Here is a 17,570-nt window from a genome sequence, read left to right as displayed (position 1 = left end):
CGGCGCCTTTCTGGCTTACCGTAGAGCACAGGGGACGTGATTAATGGTGAGGAAGGAAAGGCATGCTGTGCCTACAACACTCGAAGACTGGCTTAACGGCCGGCCTAGTTGGTTGCGCATGGCGGCTACTATCGTTATTGAGCACCGTCGCATACCGACAGAAGAAGAGATGGAGGCACTCGCTTCCCATTGCTTGGCAGAAGCTGCCAAAACGCTAGAGGCCCCGCATCCACCCTTGGCACCAGGAATCATCTTGGGAACGCCATCGGCCGCAGATCTTCGCATTGACTCGGTCTCCTGCATCCGAGGCGTCAACGCCATCGGGGAAGACGCCGTCCTAGATCTTAGGCAGGGCCAGATGACGGTAGTTTACGGTCCCAACGGAGCCGGCAAATCGGGCTATGCCCGCCTAATGAAGCACGTGTGCGGGGCAAGGGCCAAGGGAGCTATTTACGGCAACGTGTTCAAGCACGGCCCCGCTGCCGCCTCCGCTTTGATCAAGGTCAGCACGACGCGGGCCGATGGCGCCAGTGTGTCTGCCGATCTCTCATGGGAAGAGGCCCAGGGCCCCCATCCGAAGTTGAAAGCAGTCCCGGTCTTCGATTCTGCGACGGCGCTAGAGTTCGGGGACACCGCTACCACCGCCACCCACCTTCCGCGTGCCATGCGGTTTGTGGGCATGCTCATCAAGATTTCGGACGACGTTGCCGCTCTGTTGAGGGCCCGCGCGGCCCGGCTCATCAGTAGCCTGCCCCTCATTCCGGAAGACCATGCCCAAAGCAGGGCTGCCACTCTGCTCCGCAAGGTGACAGCAAGACTAACTGAAGATGATGTCGACACGGCTTGCTCCTTCCCCTCTGCCCTGAATGAAGAGCGCTTGACGCTGGAGACGGCGCTGGCCCAGGCGAACCCCGAAGTGGCCCACGCCAAAATAGTCGGGGAGCTGGAGCGCCTGTTGCAGATGGCCACAAGCGTCTCGGCACTGAGGGAGCGCTTTAGCGATGAGAAAGCCCAGGCGCTCATGGATGCCCGCAGCAACGCAGAGGTAAAGCGCCAGGCCGCCACCGCCTACGCCACGTCTTTCCTAAATGGGTTACCGCTGAAGGGTGTCGGAGACGCCGTGTGGAGGACCCTTTGGGACGCTGCAAAGACGTATTCGACTAATTACGCCTATCCCGATCATCCCTTCCCCCACGTCGGGGAGGAGGCATGTTGTGTCCTTTGCCAGCAACCACTGGGAAAAGATGGCAAGGCACGGCTGACCAGCTTTGAGCAATACCTCAACGACACGCTGCAGACGGAAGCAAAAACCGCAGAAGACAAGCTGGCGACGTTGAAAAAGGCGCTTCCCAGTCCTCTTCCCGATGTCGCGTGGCAGGCCCAGTGTGCCGCTATTGGCATAGAAACCGAAAGCGCTACGCAGCTGCTTAACGCAATCCAGGCGAGGCTAAGAGCCATGACAGAGGCCACAGCGGCACCGCCCGTGGAGTGGTCTGTATGGACTAACGCCTACGACCATAAGGTTAAGACGGCCAGCGCTGAGCGCGACGCATTGGTGGGCTTGCTGGATCCGAACGGACGAAGGGAGAAGGAAACACGTTTGGCCGAGTTGAAAGCGCAGCAGTGGCTAGCAGAACAGCGCGACGCCGTTTGGGCCGACGTGATCCGCCTCAAGCGCGTGGCGACGGTAGAAGCAGCGGTCAAATCCACACTGACCGCACCGCTAACGTCTAAGAGCAATGAAATTGCCCAGTCGGAGCTGGCCCAAGGTTATTGCGATCGCTTCAATGCCGAGCTGCAGGCATTGGGGGGCAATTCGCTTCCCGTCCGCATGGCATGCCGAGCACAAGGCAAAGGCGCTTTCACCTTTTACGTCGAGCTAAAGGGCGCGCAAGGAGGTCAAAAGAACCGCGAGATTTTGAGCGAGGGGGAGCAACGCATCGTAGCCTTAGCGGCCTTCTTGGCCGACGCGACTGGCCTTGAGCGGGGCATGCCGGTGATCTTCGACGACCCCATCTCCTCGTTAGACCAACGCTACGAAGAAGCGGTCGCCAAACGCCTGGTGGACTTGGCCGAGCGCCGCCAAGTGATCGTGTTCACGCACCGGCTTTCACTGATGGTCCTTCTGCAGACTGCTGCCAAGCAAAGGTTTAGGCTCAATCAGCCTGCTGTCAGCGTCAATGTGGAGTCGATCGCCCGGGATAACAACAAAACCGGCATGCCTGCGCAGATCAACACGTTCTCCCTGAAGCCCCAAGCTGGCCTTAGCCAAATGGTCAGCAGTATCGGACAGCTCAAGAAGCTGGATCCGTCGTTGAAAGAGCTTGCGCTGAAGGCCGCTTGCAGCAACTTCCGCATCTTGGTTGAGCGCTCCGTAGAGGACGACCTTTGTTCTGGCATCGTCAACCGCTACCGACGCGAGATCAATACGCTCAACAAGCTACAGCGACTGAGCACGATCACCCCAGCAGACTGCGCACTGATCGACGGGATGATGACTAAATACTCCGCGTTTGAGCACTCGCAACCCACGGATACACCCACTTGTCTTCCGGAGCCAGATGATCTGCTGGCCGACGTGCAAGCCATGTTGGCTTGGTCAAAGGACTTCAGCCAACGTGCAGAGGTCGCAGTCAAACCAAAAGCCTAGGCTCGATTCACCGCTCGCGGCTGTTTAGAAGTAGCTCACTCCTGATTTCTTGCGGTGCGTAAATTTACTTCCCTAGCCATCCACAGGAACATGCTTGGCGCTGCTAGGGCAATAAATCGCGCACTCAGCCCACACGCAACAACATCATCGCGCAGTCGGAGCAGCGCGCAGGTTGATCGCCCTGTATTGCCTCTGGTTGCCGTAACGCGGCCCATTCTTCTCGAGTGTGGCACAAAGCCGGCCTTCGCCACAGGGAGCCACGTCCGCACGCGACACGCGGTCCAGGTAATCGATGGACGATCGAAGCTGTGCGAGTTCGGTTCGCTTCTCGTTGATAATGCCCACCGAGTAAGCCACCGCCCCCAGTCCCAACACGCCCGCCACCAGCATCGTGGCGGATGCAATGCCCATGCGTCGCGTGATCTTTGTTTCCAAGGACTGCTGGGACTGCGCGTAACGTCGAGTGGCTTGCTGCAGTGTCTCATCCGCAGTGGCCATTTCTTTGTTGAATCGCTTGGCGGCTGGCTCGAGCGTCTGCGTCAACGCCTGATTGGTCAGCTGCGTCAAGCGCGGCAACGCATTCTCCAGCACTCGATTGACCTTGGCATCGGCGCTGCTGGCCGCGTGTTGGACTACCTGAAGTTGCTCGGCAACCACCTCGCGCAACCGTTGTTCGCGCTGCTGCATGGATGCCACCAACGTCGTCAGCACTTTGACCGTCTCTTGCAACGAGGTGTTCGATGCATTCAACGTGGCCATCATTTCCGCCATTGCGGCGGCGTCTTGCCTGTCCATGAGGTTTCCTGAGCTCGGCTGGTCACGGAAGCGATTTTGACTAACCGCCGCCCCCCCCACCACCACCGCCTCCCCCGCCGCCGCCGCCACCGCCGTCTCCACCCCCACCGCCGTCCCCTTGGGGACCGCTTTGCATCGGTCCCTTGGCAAACTCCGGCAGCGTCATCACCATGACCGGCCCGCGGCTGGTGTTGATTTCCGCTGAGACATCCATCCCCAGCGCTTGGCGTGTGGCCGCGAGCTCCTGGGCCTCCTGCTGGGCCTGCGCCTCAAGGAACTCGTTGCCTCTTTTGATGAGCGCCTGCGTCGCTGCGCTGTTGGCGACTCGGTTCAGCGCTTGCTCGATCGCCAGTTCGTTCTTGCTGTCGAGCGCATAGAGAACTTCGTCCACGTCCGGGTCGCCCGTGATGGATTTCCGCGCCACCTGCGAAGAATCGTCTGGCGCATCCCTTCCCCCTGGACCGACGAAGCCCTGAGCCTGAGGCGGGAAGACATTGGTTTGCTCAGCCGTTTCGCTAGGAGAGCGGCGATCCAGTTGGTGCGCGCTGAATGCATCGATGCTGCCACCCTCTTGGTCTAGCGCCCTCTTTTGAGCGAAGGGATAAGGTTCTCCACGATCGCGATACTCCTTCCATTCCTGGTGGAAGCGTTCGTCTTCCCGATCTGCCGCCTCAATCTCCTGTTGCAGCTGGCGCAGCGAGCGCATGGTCTCTTCCAGGAATAGAGCACCGCCCGGGTCTGCGGCGCTGCGGTCCTGCGCTGGGGTCGATTGAGTGCGTTGGTTTTCTGCGTCTGCTGCCCCGACGGAGGAGCGACTCACGGCACTGGCTTCTGGGGACTGCTCGTGTGCTTGCGCGAGGTGTTGAGGTGGCAGCAACGGCGCACCATGAGCAGCGATCAAGGTGTCTGAAGGACGGGGCTGCTCTGCCTTGGTCTCTTGCTCAGGAGTTGAAAGCGCCCTGGCCTGTGGTGCCATCAATGGGTCTGCTGTCGCAGGCGTTGTTGGGGCCATGACGCGAACCGGCTCTGTCTCTTGCTCACGTGCCGCGTCTTGCTGGCGGATCGGCGCTTGCTCCATCTCCGCCTGCTGCGTTTGCACCTGGTGATACAGCGCCGGGGTCACCGCATCGGCCTGCACGCTTTGCACGGGTTGGTCGCTGGGTTCCCGGCCCCCAGTGGGAGACACTTGGAGGTGCGCAGCATCGCGACTCTCCAACGTCTGCCTTTCCAGCGCGCGCGCCGCTTCTTGTGCTTGATGCGGCTGCGCGTCACCTAAGCCCGCTGTTTGCTTTGGTGGGTCAGGTGGGTTGTGAGCCAGCTGTTCGCCTGTCTGTTGGCTCTGGACTTCAAACTGCTGACGCGCGTCTTCCTGCGGCAACTCGGTCCGTGGCGTTTGTTGAGCCAGCGCTGCATTCGGAGCGTGCGGCCGAGGGTCGGCTTGTTGCGAGGCGTGCTGGCTGGGGTCTTGCTGCTGCGCCTGCCGAGCCCGATGTTCTTGGACCTCAGTTCGCGTTGCTTCTTGAGCCTGGCGGTCTTGTTGCTCCCGCTGCCGGCTGTCGGCCTGGCGCTCTTGCGCCTGACGTTGCTCGACATCCCTCTCCTCACGCTCCTCCAGCTCTCGCTGCTGGCTGGCCTGTGACTGCCACTCTTGTTGCTCGCGTTCTTCCTGTTCGCGTTGCTGCGCTGCTTGGCGTTGCCCTTCCAACAGCGCCTGTGCCTGAACTGCCTGCTCGCTCTGCGCCTGTTCTTCGTGCTCAGGCTGTGCCTGCTGGAGGTGCTCGCGCACTTGCGCGACGTGCTGCTCGTGCGCAACACGATCTTGCTGTTCGCGTTCTTGTCGCGCCTGCGTCGCAATAGAAGCCTGCATGCGTGCCTGGAGATCGAGCACTCGCTGCGGCCTGGAAGAATCGGAGGTCGAGGTGTCGCCATCTCCCGTCGCTTCGGACGCCCGAGCAGCGGTTGCGGTTGCCGTGTCCTGTCGGTGGTCCCGCGCCTCACTCAACGCCTGCCGGATGTCGTCGCTACTCGTGATGGCCACCACACGAGTGACCCCATCGCTGCCGCGCTGGAGGTGCGCGATGGGGCTGTCATACCCGTATTGCCCCAACTCGTTGCGTTGTAGCTGCTGCATGGTCGGCCCGGTGATGCCGTTGGCGTCCCTGGTCCGCTGTGCGGCCAGCTCCACGGCCTGTTGGGTCTGCGGGTTGACGTTTAAATCAATGCCTGCCGCCCGGTAACGATGCAGCAGTTCGTTGTGCTCCATCTGCGCAGCCGTCGGCGCGGGAAGTGCCTGGATCGCCGCCAAGGTTTCCTGGGAGCGCTCGATTGAGGGCTGCCGCAGTCGGTCGGTCAGTTCCAGCTCCATCGCCAGATTGCCGCTGGCGACGCCATCCTTGCCGGCCCACTGCCCTGACTCGTTCCGCTGGTAGACCTGGCCGTCGTGTCCCTGCACGTGACCTTGCTTGGCGAGGACGCTTTCCACTGCCGCAGGCACTTCGACACCGTAAGCCTGGGCACGTTGCGCGGCATGGTTTTCCACGTAAGCGGCGGCGATGGCTTCGCGCCCGGTGGCGATGTTGCTTTCGATACGGCCCAGGGCTTCCTGGTTGAGCTGTTGCGCGCGTTCCGGGGAGGCAGTTTGGTGTTCGTAGCTGCCTCGGTCGTTGGCGCCGGACATGGCGGTTTTGACTTGGCGCTCCCAGAGCTCGGTGGTCGGATTGCGACGCCAGTTCTGGTTGTCCAATCCCACTTGGTCGCTTGCTTGGGCCGGGAGGTTGAACGGGTCCTGGGGCGCAGGCACCTTACCTAGCGCCAACTCCACGGCCTTGGCGTTGGCCAGCGCACCCAGTTCCTGGGATTTTTCGTAGCTCGCAACCACGGGCTGCTCGCCGCTCGTGCGCCGGCCATCCTGGGCGAGGTCGATGGCCGCGTCGCGCTGCCAGTTGCGGCCATTGAACTGCCACTCCACGCCAGCCTTGTCCGTTTGGTGGTAGATGGCGCGGTTGTCCAGCAAGTCGGCGCCTTTGTCGAACGCCTTGCTCATCAACAGCGCATCGCCCACCACTAGGGCAGCAGGCACGAAGCCGCTGCCACCAATCGCGGCGGCGGTCGACGCGCCACCGGCCCAGCCGCCGACATTGCGCGCCAAAGCATGGGTGACCTCGGACTGCGCAGCCGTGGCATTGCCTTGTTCCAGCAACTCGGCCGAGCGGCGGGCGGTCAGCACTGCGTCTGCCCCCGTCGCCAACAAGCCGCCCGATCGCACCAAGGTGCTGGCCGACGCATTGCCCAGCAATACTTCCATGGACGCTGCACCGCTTTGACCGCGAGGAACTCGCAAAGGCCTGGCGGCTTCCTCGCCCAAGGTGTTCTCAATCACGGCTACGCCACCGGGTGACAGCGTCAGCTTTCCACCGTGGTAAGCGTCGGAGATGGCCTGACTTAAACCATGCCGCTGAAGATCGAGGTTGCCGCCGCGAGTCAACGGTTGCCCTGAGCTTTGAAAGTGGTTGAGCGTGGAAACGATCCGGCCTTCGTTGTGGGTGACCACCGCCCATTGCCGTGTGTTCCAGCTCGCCTGCCCGTGCGCGTCCATCTGCGCAACATTCTTCGAGGCGTAACTCGTCGGCAGGTTGCTGATCGGGTCATCGAAAAAAGCGTTAGTGATGGCCCTAGCCTGGTCCCTGGTTTGGTTCAGACCGGCGTTGGTGTGGAGTTCGCCATTAATCAATGCAACCTGCGCCGCATCGCTTAACCGTTGGACCTTCATCGCCATCCGGTCCAACGCGCCCGCATCGCCGGCTAACGCGGCGATGCCGTCCTTCGTTGAAGCCAGGTCCTTTAATACCTGTGTTGAGCCGATCTTGTAGTCCTGCAGCGGTCCTCCCGAATGTGGCGAGACTCCCAAGGCATGGGCAAGCGCCCTGTCCTTGGGCATGTTGATCAGGTTTGTGGCCGCATCCTTGTTAAACCGACCCGAATCCACCAACGCTTCTAGCAGCGGATCTCTTGCAAACGTCTGTTGCTCAAGGGCGTGATGGCCCTGAAACAATGGGGTGTCTTTTTTTGGCACGGCTTAGGCTCCTTCCTTGTAGCCCGGCGGCATCAAATATCTGATGCGTCGATAAAAGAGATACCGCTAGCTTCGGCGCTGTCAGGAATGCCGGCTGCGAGGACTGCGGCCTTGAACACTTGGTCGCAGAAAGCCGTGGGATTGAAGGGCGTCCTGAAGACGTGAGCCCCCTTCAGCGCTTCGCTGCGGAAAGCCAAGCTTGCGCCGCCAGCCAGCGAATAGAATTTCCCACGCACGTAGTCGTCATCAATCTTGATCTTCAACCGCGATCCAGCCTCATCGAGCGCATCTCGCTCGCGCACCACGTCGCAGAGGTAGTGGCGGGGGCCCGGAGTGCCATTGGCCAGGCGGTAATCCACCTCCGCAAAGGCAAACGCCTCGGGATCGACCGATGCCATCACGTCATGGAGGCGGCCGGATATCAGCCAGTAGCCACTGAAACCCGCCTCTAGGTCTCGGGGCTCGGGGCCTGCACTGGGCTCAAGAGTCAGCAGCGGGAGTTCTCGCAACGGCGGGAAGCCACCATCTTCCGGCCGCAGAATCAGCCGTGGCGGTGAAAGAAGCTGGCGCTTGTTGGTGAACTGCACCCCGCAGGCCGAGCGGTTGCTCTCCACGTCCGGCTCGAACATGTAGTGAGCGCCTGGTTCGGGCTTGTTTGGGGTGGCTGAGTCCATGTGCTGCGTCTCGTCCATATTGGATTTGCCTTCGCGTGCTGAGGAAAGCTTACCCCCATCAACGGAGCTGTTGGGTAGGACCATGTTCTGCATGCACCCGCTCGAGCATATTTGGATTGGAGGCGAACGTTCGTTGTGTGACCACAATCGCGGTCTAGGGCACGGTTCGTGGGCTGTCTCTTTGTTGCTAGGCTACCTTTGGCGAAACGCATTTCGCGATGTGCCCATGCCCCAGCCAAACCAGACCTTCGACTCAACGATTCAAGCTGCCAGTGCCCCCTGGATCACCGCTGACCAAGTGTTGCCTCTTGTGCGCCTGGAAGGCGGAAAGCTACCACTGCGTGTGGCCGGGAGAGCCAAGAAACTCATGCCGTGGAACCAGTTCTGCTATGGGGTTTTTGAGCCTTATCCCGGCATCGAGTTGAGCTTCAGGATTCCCGCGGATGAGCAACCTCAAGACGACGCCCCAATCATCATTGCAGGCGTATTGACGGTGAACAGAAAAATGTCCGTAGAGCTCCAGGGACGTGTGGAGGGCCCCTGGCTCACGGTCACGCGCGAGCCAGTGGTGCCCATCCCGGATCGAGGACGCAATCCAGTGGCGATCGGGGAGTTCCTCGGGAAAAACGGCCTTTCTGGGCTTGGCTTTCTCGCGAGCAAGACCGGCTGGGACGACATCTGCTCAGCAGCGCGACTCCCGGAACTGCGCAACAACTCGCATGTGACGGCAAACTTCGGGGATGAAACCAAGTTCCTTGAAGCATTGAAGCAGCTCACTGGGACCGGCGTAAAAGGACTGGTCATCGCGCGAGGGGGTGGGGAACGCTTGGAGACCATTGGCGACTCGCGCAATGTCACCCGTGCCCTGATCGAAACAGGCCTGCCCTTCTATGTCGCGCTGGGCCATGCCAACGACGTGCTGTTGCTGGACAAGCACGCCGACGATGTTTTCCTCACGCCCAGCGATTTCGGTCACCGACTGCGAGATTGCCTGGATGCAGCTCAAGAGGCAGAAGATGCACGAGCCGAAGCAAGCGATGCCGAGGACAAGTTGATTCAACTCTCGACCAAGCTTGATCGGAGAGAGTCAGAGCTTGACGAAACCCGCCGTCATTTGAACGAACTGTTGCAGCAAAGCAAGCTGGATGGCCAAGGCCTAAAAGCCGAACTCCGACAATGGAAGGTGTTCGCCACCACTGCGGGGGCTGGCTTGTTCTTGCTTTTGCTGTGGCTAGCCATGCGTTAAAAAGCTCACATGCTGGACAGAAGACGAAGAGCTTGCTTCAGCACTACCTCAATCTCCTGCCATGGCCGACATCATCAACCTCTTCTACGAAGGCGATTTCGCTCACCAGCCAGCCGTATGCATCGCTGAGCGCATCGGCGATAGCCTCTTCACTCTCGCATTCGACCGTGGCTTCAGCGGGCAATGACGGACGCTTGCCGTCGGTCTCCCACACGATCCCACGCACGTGAAACGCCTTCATTCCTGCTCCATGGATGTGGATCTGCCTTCGCAGTCTAGCGTTGGCTGACTGCATAGGTGAAGGGGCGGGCTATGCCCACCCCCTGCTGGCCAGGCTGACGCTCTTCTGACCACCGATAACCAGATGGTCTAGCACTCGGATGTCCAGGAGGCCCAAGGCTTCCTGCAGGCGTTGGGTGACCTTACGGTCTGCTTCGCTCGGCTCCGGATTGCCCGAGGGGTGGTTGTGAAACAAGATGAGCGCGACCGCGTTGAGCTCCAGCGCGCGCTTGGCGACGACTCGGCTATGGACTTCGCAGCCGTCGATGGTGCCTGAGAACAAGTGCTCGGTAGAAATGATGTGGTGCTGGTTGTCCAGGAAGACGACACCGAAGACTTCGTGCGGCAGGTGAGCGCAGCGGGCAACCAGGTAGCTGCCGGCCTGCTCCGGGCTGTGGATCCGACCTTGGCGCTGAAGCCGCCCTTCGAGGATGCGGGCTGCTGCGAGCAAAATACCCGCCTCTGTAATGACCCACTGAAAATCTGCTCAGGTGTTAGCCTTCAGAGGAGACATCGATGAGTGCAGTGATGGACGAAGAACAGATCAAGCGCTGGACGGCCCGGCGCAAGTCGGCGCTGGTGCTGGAGATCATCCAGGGGAAGACGACGGTGGCCTTGGCCAGCCGGCAGTTCGACCTGACGCCCAATGAGATCGAAGGCTGGGTCGAGGAAGGTAAGCGCGGCCTGGAGAACGCGCTGCGGGCCAAGCCCGAAGACGTGCGCGAGCAGTACGAACGCCAGCTCAAGGAGCTGCAGGAAGCCTACGGCGAAGCCATGCTGGAACTGCGTGCCCGAAAAAAATTGGCAGCCCTGCTGGGCAAGGACGAGAGCTGATGGCCTCGATCCAGCAGGGCCTGAAGGAGGACGGGTTCGACGTCTCGATGGTCAAGCTGTGCCGCTGGTTCGGTGTACCACGGCGCAGCGTGTACTACACGCCGCGCAAGGCAGCGCCGAAGGTGAAGCCAGAGCTGGCCGAACCGATCAAGGCCATGATCGAGGCCGAGCCGTCGTTCGGGTATCGGACGGTGGCTGGGCTACTGCGGATGAACAAGAACACGGTGCAGCGGATCTTTCAGATCAAGGGCTGGCAGGTGCGCAAGCGGGCCGTGGGCAAGCGACCGCGGATCGAGGCCTTGCCCTCGGTGGCCAGCGCACCGAACCAACGCTGGGCCACCGACCTGTGTCGGATCTGGGGCGGTAAGGACGGCTGGCTGAGCCTGGCCCTGGTGATCGATTGCCATACCCGGCAATTGCTGGGCTGGCAGCTCTCGCGCACGGGCAGGGCCAGCACCGCCGTGGCGGCCTTGGAGCAAGCACTGATCACCCGCTTCGGCACGCTGGGCAAGGTCAAGGAGCCGTTCCTGCTGCGCTCGGACAATGGCCTGGTCTTCACCAGCCGCGACTACACCCGCCTGGTCGCTGGCTACGGCATGAAGCAGGAGTTCATCACGCCACACTGTCCCCAGCAGAACGGGATGGTCGAGCGCGTCATACGCACGCTCAAGGAACAGTGCGTCCATCGGCACCGGTTCGAGAGCCTGGCCCACGCCTTGCGCGTCATCAGCGACTGGATTGGGTTCTACAACCGGCAGCGCCCGCATCAGGCACTGAACATGATGACGCCTGACCAAGCCTATGCCGCTACATTAACCACCTGACCTGTGCAGAAACCGGTGGGTCATTACATAGACGGCAACGATTTCAGCAGCCTGCTAGATCCATTCAGACCTGCGGCTGCGTTAACTTGCTTTCGCTTTACCCATCTTCTATAGCAGCAGGATTGACTCCGTGATCGCTTCCTTATCAGCATGAAACCACACTCGGGCAGTCTTAACGCCTCCTGGGCAGTGCTTCGGCCGTGGGGGTATTGGACATGTTGTGATTGCTTGTGCAGATACGGAGCGGCGCGCCATAATTGGGAGCAAATGTCATTTCTGTTGATGGGGGCGCCGTGCATGTCGAAAATTACAAGTATTGAACACAAGTCTGACAGGGATCGATACTGGATCTTTGTCGATGGAGAGTACTGCTGCAGCATTCGGGCGCGCACATTTCCAGCAATGGGCTTGCATGTTAATCAGGAGATCGACTGCGCCGAGATCAAGGCGCGAGAGAATTTTCATTGGAAGAGCGCCTATGGCGAGGCTGCTTGGGATAAGGAAAAGGTTCGCCTCGATCGCATCAAGGCAGTGATCGAGAGCTTTGATTCACGCCTCAGTGTCCGGGTGACTGGGTTCGGGGCAAATACCAGCGAGTTCATCGCGCATCACCCGGAAGAGCCTGGTAAGCCAGACTTGGAGGTTGGCGTTGAGGACGAGAATCGGTTATTGGCTGTTGTCGAGGTGACAGGCACTGAGCGATTCCGTGGCGACAACCCTCCTACTTACTGGGTTCGCCCGGACAAGCTAGCCTACGCAAAGAGCCACCCGGACCAAGATGTGTGGATCGTTCTTCACTACGCCGAACCAACAGAGTTGATCGTTGTGATCAAGCCTGACAGCGCCAAGAAATATCCGGTGGAAAATATTACAATTCGCGAATCAATCGAGCGCTACGTGATCTTCTCAGACAATGATCCGGAGTGTGTGGCGCTTGATGTCTTCGCTCAGCATTTGATCAGTCTGATCTAACTAGGCGGGGATGTTAGAGTAGACCTTCGCGGCATCGGCATGCGTCAACACGGTGTCGAACAGGCCGACATCTTCGCCTTCATGCTTGTTGATTCCAGCGTAAGCCAGGCTGGCGTCTTCGTAACGCTTGAACTTGTAGATTGCATCGTTCATTAGCGCGCTGTTGAACACGCTCAGACTAACCAACAACTCGAAGTCTGACACCGTCAGGCCCGTAACGCGCTTGAACAGGCCGGGCTCCAGCTGCGTGATCACATCCTTCAGAGTCCTCTCGCGGTAGTCCGTGAGATACATGAATACCGGGATCCTGGTGGCGAACTTGATCAACTTCTCCTGAATTTTTTTTCGCAAGGATTTGTACTCTTTCTCTTCCTTGGAGAGCTCTTCACGTTCAGGCTTGCTCATCTCCTCGTCGTTCTTCTCCTTCTTGGCCTTTTTTATAGCCTCTGACTTGTTGATGATCGTCTCGATTTCCTGATTGAGATTGCGGAAGCCCTCAATGCTCATGAGGGCTTTCATGGCTTTCTCATTGCTTATCACCCGGCGCAGCGTGTCATTATCGACGTTAACGAGCAGAGCACTTTCCCAGCGTCGGGCCAGTAGCGTTGCTGTCGTGCCGCTCATGGCGATATCGAGAATGCCGGCTGCGTCGACCTGCTTCATGGAACTGCCGTCGTATGCCAGCACCGGAAGGAAGCTAATGAACTCCGCAACCTTTTGCTCAGGGTTGGATTCGTCGACACTCAGACGGCAGCTGTAATCAGCGATCTGTCGCAAGGCTCTATTAGGAGCGAAGTCAAAGACATAGCATTCTTCCTTGACGATCTCCTCCTTGTTTGGAGAGTTACCATCCGGATTACGGATCGTCCAGGGAGACTGGACGCGAAACGCAGCCTGAAAATAAGTTTCCGGACTGGATGAGTTGCGAAGCATCAGGATGCCGGTCCAGGGCTTGACCGTGACACCAGTGGTTAGCTTTCCACAGGACAGTGTAATGGTCTTCGTCTTGAGCGGGTCACCCATGGCTTCCTGCACCGGCGGCACGGCGGCGGCGCCAACGCCAGCATCACTCCCAGCGGCGACGACCACTTCGTAGTCATGATAGAAGCGATTTTGCCGTCTTCCCAGTAAATTATTCATCGCATGACAGGAGGCTACCGATGGCAAGAACCAAAATGTATGCGTCAGCAGGCTAAGCAGTCGCGAGTCCGAAAAGGGCATCGGCGGCTTCTGGGCACCAATTTTCAGATTGTCGACAGTGATCTCTTTAAAGGAGCCACGGATCAGATCCAACCACTTCTGGACATCATCTTCGTAAATGAAATTCGCCCTGTCACCTTCGCCCTTGGCAGAAAAAAACACATTGAGGTCAAACTCACTGTACTCGCCCTGCATGGCGATTTCCCTGATCGAATCAGGCAGCTGGTAGGTAAGTAGAACCATGCGCGGCAACATAGCGTATGGGTTGTAGTCGGCGCCGCTCCAGTTGTCTTTGGCACGCTGTTCGTCAGAGTAGGTCCAGTTAAAGATCTGGTCTTCAATGAACTCACCAGACGCAATGGCACGGAAAGGCGTACCTGAGAGGTAGAGATAGTGCCCCGTGGTGATAGGCATGACGTCTTCGTCGAAATCCTCGATTCCTTCGCCTTCACCAAACTTGGCCTCGCGCTTGTCTTCGGCCTCGAACAGTTCTTTGGCGCTCTCACGCCAGGCGCCGTAGTGATACTCGTCCAGGATCACGCAATCCCAGTTGGTTGTATGGACCCACTCGTTCTTCGTCTTGACCCCGCCCGTGCTCTTATTTTTCCCTAGGTAATCCTGGAACGAGCCAAAACACACGACAGGTCGCTTCCAGTCCACTCGTTCAGGCGAAAGCCCGCCAGGTTTGACGAACTGCCAGCTCCGAAAATCAACGTGGCGCACGAGATCTTCTTCCCAGGCGTTCTGAACTGCTGGCTTGAAGGTCAATACTAGGATGCGCTTCCATCCCATCTTCTTGGCCAGTTGATAGCTGGCAAACGTCTTGCCAAAACGCATTTTTGCGTTCCATAAGAAGTGCGGCGCCTTACCTTTGTTGATCTTGTCCTTGCCAAAAGAGTTAAAGTAATAGGCTGTCTTCTCTACGGCTACTGCTTGCTCAGGGCGCATCCCGAAGTTGAGATCACGCGTCTGCTCGACCTCTTCGCGCTCGCGCAGAGCTACGATGGCGGCCCGCACCTGCTTGGCGGTGCACGCGAACCATTCGCCACCTTTGCGTTTTACGCCCGCCTGCATTAGTGCGCGATGGACGTCATGATCGGTAAAGGCAGATCCATCACTGCGCATTGCCGACTCTTCCAAGACAATGGTGTACGGCTGCTTGCCCGGCTTGGCTGTTGGATACTGCTGGGCCACGCGAGCAGCCGCGCTTCTCGCTGTGTATCCAACCTTGAGCATGCCCTTGTACTCAGGGTGTGAATCTTCGTAAGCGTAGATGGTGGGGGTAGCAGCTGGACGTGCCGGGAAGAACTCCTTATTCATCCCCTTGCTCCGCCGAATCGTACGCGCGGATCTTCGATGCGATGAACGCTATTTCATCCTTGGTCAGGCCATATCGCTTTGCGAGCATGGCGTCCGTCCATTCCTCTTGCATGTCCAGGACCGGGACAAACTCATAGGCAGATCGGGTCAAGTGGTGGGAGTACATAAACTGCGCCATCAGAAAGCGAAAGAACCGCGTCTTCATGTAGGCAATTAGATTCAGCGCCTCCTTCTGGGTCTTATAAGCACCGGCCACGAGGTAGGTTTCTGTGCAGATCGACTTGGGGGGAAGGATGTCGATCTTTGAGAGCACCCGACGGCGGCCATCCTTACCAGGGTTCCCAGCATGGTCGTAACCGACGTAGGACGTAATGACCTTCCACTTTTCGATGAGATCCTTTCCGGTCTCAATCTCATCGCGAGGATATGGACCCTCACCCTTTTCCCAGCGAAGCGTTAGCTCACCCACCTTCTGGGGGCGAACATTGGTTGCAAGACCGAACGGCTTACGGCTCGTGACCTGGGAGCTCATTCGAGCTTCGGATTTCTTGGCAAGAACTTTGCGAATAATTGGAACAGAGCCGCTGTGCCTGACGAAGGTTGGAAACTCATCCAGCTTTCGTGTTTCGACAACCCGTGTGCCAGCATTCACGTTGGTAACCTCGCAGGGTCCACGCGAGTCTCTATCCCAGAGGAAGTAGCAAACACCACCCGCCAGGTCCACCCCCGGAAACACTTCTTTGACGTTCTCAAAGTCGACAAGCTTCCGAACACGGTCATCCGCCAGCATCGCAGCACGAAAGTCACCCAGGCCTTTGCCGCCGCCAAACCAGCGTGCCGGGATGATCATGGTCAGGTAGCGTGGGTTGAGCTTTTTCGCCTGCTCAACGAACAGCTGGTAGATCGGAGAAGCACTTCGACCATGACCGCCATCACTCAGCTGGTAGGGTGGATTGCCGATGATGACGTCGAATTTCATCTGAAAAATGCTCTGTGCGTTGTCGGTATGGATGAACTCGTAAGCGTGCGCTTCAAGTCCGTTATCTCTTTTATAATCAAGTTCACTGGCGCCGCAATACAGACACCGGCCATTTTCCCAAGTGTGGGCTACTGCCCCATATCGAATGTTGCCGTCATCACTATCAAAGTTTTCGCAAATCGAGTACTTTCCATTTGCCAATCGAGAGCAGTAAACAGATCGTCGGGACATAAGGGCTGTGATTTCGGTGATCGCAAGCCCGAATAGCTGATTTTTGAGGATGTGATTGAGGCGTTCTTGCTTATTTGGGATGACAGCAGCTAGTCCTGCATCGAGGCGTCTTGCTATCTCCCTCAAGAATACGCCGGACTTGCAGCCAGGATCCAGAAAGCGCGCATCTTTGTTGCACCACAGATCTCCCGGGAGCATGTCGAGGATCTGATTGGCAAGCGCGGGAGGAGTGAATACTTCATCGCTGCTCAGATTAGCCAAACAGGTCAAGACATCAGGGTTGTAGCCACTGTCAGCCATTGCCCAAATCCAAGAAGTGGATTGGTGGGTACTCGGCCTCTGGCGTTGGCACAAACACCTCGTCGCCAAGATCGGAGAATAGCGGCAGGTCGCGATCGCTCTGCCGATCAATTAGTTCGCGAAAACAGAAATCCCGACGCTTCAATAGGCTTCCATTGATCGGGGACCACTCTGCGAACTTGATATAGGTTTGCTTATCGCCCACGGTCTTCAACGTTAGAGCATCGCCCCAGACAATGTTGAGCTCAAGAATGTGGCGTACCGAATCTAAACAAGCCTCGCGCACCTTACTCTTGAACACGCACCGATACGCTTCCTCAAAGACACCAAGCAAGCGCTCACGGCACCGCTCTACGTTATCCGGCAGGATATCAACCCCGTAAATTGAGCAAACCGCGAGGACGCCATAACGCTCATATTCGAGCTGCGACTTGCAGTAACGACGCTTCACAACGGCCAACTTCCGGGCCAAAACCTCAGCCAAAAAGTTTCCGTCGCCACAAGCTGGCTCAAGAAACCGCGAGTCGATGCGCTGGGTCTCATGCTCGACCAAGTCGAGCATGGCAGCTACTTCTTTGTGTCCCGTCAGAACCTCGCCATGATCGGCTACGCGCTGCCTGGAGACGATCTTGGATTCGATCATATCTTTGGCTTCAACTTGTCATTTCAGTATTAGAGCTCATCTCAGTATCGACCGCTGATATCTCAGGTGGCTACTCAACCTAATGGAATTAGCAATGCAGTCAAGAGCCCCAAGTGAGCAGCTCATGGTAACAGCCGCGCGGCCTCACACATGGCGACGCTGACTCGCAAACTGGTGGGCTTTGGTCTTGTCCAGCCCTAGCGGGAGCGCGCATCCAGAGCACGGCCGGCGCACCTGAGTTGAGCTGGTCGCACAACGGACTAGCCCGGGGCTAGTCGGACCCGCTACAATGACGGTTCACAAGTCAGGCCACCATCCTGGTTTGCGTGGCTGTAGGAGAGTCAGGAAGTTGGATCGGGATCAGCACCTCCCCCTCTCTCCGCCAGTTTTAAAGTGTTGAGATGGCCCAGTCGCGTGAGTTTCGCCGGCGCCTGGGAGGGGGTGAGAACCCCCGGGTTCGACAGGTGGCGCAGCCACCTGCACGGCGAAGCCGCCCGTAGGGCGAGGCATCGAAGATGCCGAGTGAATCCCCCTCTCTCCGCCAGATTCAT

The 17,570-nt window shown here is 58.6% G+C and carries 13 protein-coding genes; 5 read left to right on the top strand and 8 right to left on the bottom strand.

The window, feature by feature from the left end:
* Window positions 1-43: 43 nt before the first annotated feature.
* The gene (locus tag HG421_RS03900; RefSeq protein WP_282434627.1) at window positions 44-2,650 is read left to right on the top strand and encodes an AAA family ATPase; all 2,607 of its coding nucleotides are present in this window, start codon (window positions 44-46) and stop codon (window positions 2,648-2,650) included.
* Window positions 2,651-2,794: 144 nt separating this feature from the next.
* Here the strand turns inward: HG421_RS03900 and HG421_RS03895 are convergent, their stop codons facing one another.
* From HG421_RS03895 to HG421_RS03885, 3 genes are read right to left on the bottom strand one after another with little or no spacing between them, the layout of a single operon-like run.
* On the bottom strand, window positions 2,795-3,445 hold the full coding sequence (locus HG421_RS03895; RefSeq protein ID WP_169705297.1) for a hypothetical protein: 651 nt from the start codon (window positions 3,443-3,445) through the stop codon (window positions 2,795-2,797).
* A 40-nt stretch (window positions 3,446-3,485) separates the two neighbouring features.
* Window positions 3,486-7,517, bottom strand: coding sequence for a hypothetical protein (locus HG421_RS21035; protein ID WP_211161778.1), 4,032 nt, complete (start codon window positions 7,515-7,517; stop codon window positions 3,486-3,488).
* A gap of 32 nt (window positions 7,518-7,549) precedes the next feature.
* On the bottom strand, window positions 7,550-8,191 hold the full coding sequence (locus HG421_RS03885) for a DUF1629 domain-containing protein (protein ID WP_169708078.1): 642 nt from the start codon (window positions 8,189-8,191) through the stop codon (window positions 7,550-7,552).
* 226 nt (window positions 8,192-8,417) lie between these two features.
* Between HG421_RS03885 and HG421_RS03880 the strand changes: the two genes are divergently transcribed.
* The gene (locus HG421_RS03880) at window positions 8,418-9,437 is read left to right on the top strand and encodes an exodeoxyribonuclease VII large subunit (RefSeq protein ID WP_169705296.1); all 1,020 of its coding nucleotides are present in this window, start codon (window positions 8,418-8,420) and stop codon (window positions 9,435-9,437) included.
* Window positions 9,438-9,480: 43 nt separating this feature from the next.
* On the opposite strand, the gene HG421_RS03875 is transcribed toward HG421_RS03880, so the two are convergent.
* Together HG421_RS03875 and HG421_RS03870 are read right to left on the bottom strand one after the other, a co-directional pair.
* Window positions 9,481-9,678 carry a hypothetical protein gene (locus tag HG421_RS03875; protein WP_169705295.1) on the bottom strand — a complete coding sequence of 66 codons (198 nt, stop codon included), beginning with the start codon at window positions 9,676-9,678 and terminating at the stop codon, window positions 9,481-9,483.
* 69 nt (window positions 9,679-9,747) lie between these two features.
* Window positions 9,748-10,185 carry a JAB domain-containing protein gene (locus HG421_RS03870; RefSeq protein ID WP_169708077.1) on the bottom strand — a complete coding sequence of 146 codons (438 nt, stop codon included), beginning with the start codon at window positions 10,183-10,185 and terminating at the stop codon, window positions 9,748-9,750.
* A gap of 47 nt (window positions 10,186-10,232) precedes the next feature.
* On the opposite strand from HG421_RS03870, the gene HG421_RS03865 reads away from it, so the two are divergent.
* The 3 genes from HG421_RS03865 to HG421_RS03855 all read left to right on the top strand — a co-directional run bounded on the left by HG421_RS03865 (window position 10,233) and on the right by HG421_RS03855 (window position 12,346).
* Window positions 10,233-10,550, top strand: a complete 318-nt coding sequence (locus HG421_RS03865; protein WP_169705294.1) for a DUF1153 domain-containing protein — start codon at window positions 10,233-10,235, stop codon at window positions 10,548-10,550.
* Window positions 10,550-11,374 carry an IS3 family transposase gene (locus tag HG421_RS03860; protein WP_168968454.1) on the top strand — a complete coding sequence of 275 codons (825 nt, stop codon included), beginning with the start codon at window positions 10,550-10,552 and terminating at the stop codon, window positions 11,372-11,374. The genes HG421_RS03865 and HG421_RS03860 overlap by 1 nt, the downstream gene beginning before the upstream one ends.
* Before the next feature lie 267 nt (window positions 11,375-11,641).
* Window positions 11,642-12,346 (top strand): hypothetical protein, encoded by a 705-nt coding sequence (locus HG421_RS03855; RefSeq protein WP_211161777.1) that lies wholly within the window; start codon window positions 11,642-11,644, stop codon window positions 12,344-12,346.
* On the opposite strand, the gene HG421_RS03850 is transcribed toward HG421_RS03855, so the two are convergent.
* Genes HG421_RS03850 through HG421_RS03840 form a run of 3 tightly spaced genes read right to left on the bottom strand, consistent with a single transcriptional unit; the run spans window position 12,347 to window position 17,019 of the window.
* Window positions 12,347-14,866, bottom strand: coding sequence for a GIY-YIG nuclease family protein (locus HG421_RS03850; RefSeq protein WP_169705293.1), 2,520 nt, complete (start codon window positions 14,864-14,866; stop codon window positions 12,347-12,349). It lies immediately after the preceding gene.
* Window positions 14,859-16,376, bottom strand: coding sequence for an Eco57I restriction-modification methylase domain-containing protein (locus HG421_RS03845; RefSeq protein WP_169705292.1), 1,518 nt, complete (start codon window positions 16,374-16,376; stop codon window positions 14,859-14,861). The genes HG421_RS03850 and HG421_RS03845 overlap by 8 nt, the downstream gene beginning before the upstream one ends.
* Entirely contained in the window at window positions 16,369-17,019 is a 651-nt protein-coding gene (locus HG421_RS03840) for an SAM-dependent DNA methyltransferase (protein ID WP_169705291.1), read from the bottom strand. Before HG421_RS03840 ends, HG421_RS03845 begins: the two co-directional genes overlap by 8 nt.
* Between the last annotated feature and the right edge of the window lie 551 nt (window positions 17,020-17,570).

Source organism: Xanthomonas campestris pv. badrii, assembly GCF_012848175.1.
Classification (GTDB): Bacteria; Pseudomonadota; Gammaproteobacteria; order Xanthomonadales; family Xanthomonadaceae; genus Xanthomonas; species Xanthomonas campestris_C.
The sequence above is the reverse complement of the archived record's forward strand: the minus strand, read 5'-3'. Positions and strand labels throughout refer to the sequence as shown.

Bases quoted from the DNA above. Each gene is read 5' to 3' on its own strand.
- HG421_RS03900 (WP_282434627.1), top strand. From the start codon at position 44: ATGGTGAGGAAGGAAAGGCATGCTGTGCCTACAACACTCGAAGACTGG.
- HG421_RS03895 (WP_169705297.1), bottom strand. From the start codon at position 3,445: ATGGACAGGCAAGACGCCGCCGCAATGGCGGAAATGATGGCCACGTTG.
- HG421_RS03885 (WP_169708078.1), bottom strand. From the start codon at position 8,191: ATGGACTCAGCCACCCCAAACAAGCCCGAACCAGGCGCTCACTACATG.
- HG421_RS03880 (WP_169705296.1), top strand. From the start codon at position 8,418: ATGCCCCAGCCAAACCAGACCTTCGACTCAACGATTCAAGCTGCCAGT.
- HG421_RS03875 (WP_169705295.1), bottom strand. From the start codon at position 9,678: ATGAAGGCGTTTCACGTGCGTGGGATCGTGTGGGAGACCGACGGCAAG.
- HG421_RS03865 (WP_169705294.1), top strand. From the start codon at position 10,233: ATGAGTGCAGTGATGGACGAAGAACAGATCAAGCGCTGGACGGCCCGG.
- HG421_RS03860 (WP_168968454.1), top strand. From the start codon at position 10,550: ATGGCCTCGATCCAGCAGGGCCTGAAGGAGGACGGGTTCGACGTCTCG.
- HG421_RS03855 (WP_211161777.1), top strand. From the start codon at position 11,642: ATGTCATTTCTGTTGATGGGGGCGCCGTGCATGTCGAAAATTACAAGT.
- HG421_RS03850 (WP_169705293.1), bottom strand. From the start codon at position 14,866: ATGAATAAGGAGTTCTTCCCGGCACGTCCAGCTGCTACCCCCACCATC.
- HG421_RS03845 (WP_169705292.1), bottom strand. From the start codon at position 16,376: ATGGCTGACAGTGGCTACAACCCTGATGTCTTGACCTGTTTGGCTAAT.
- HG421_RS03840 (WP_169705291.1), bottom strand. From the start codon at position 17,019: ATGATCGAATCCAAGATCGTCTCCAGGCAGCGCGTAGCCGATCATGGC.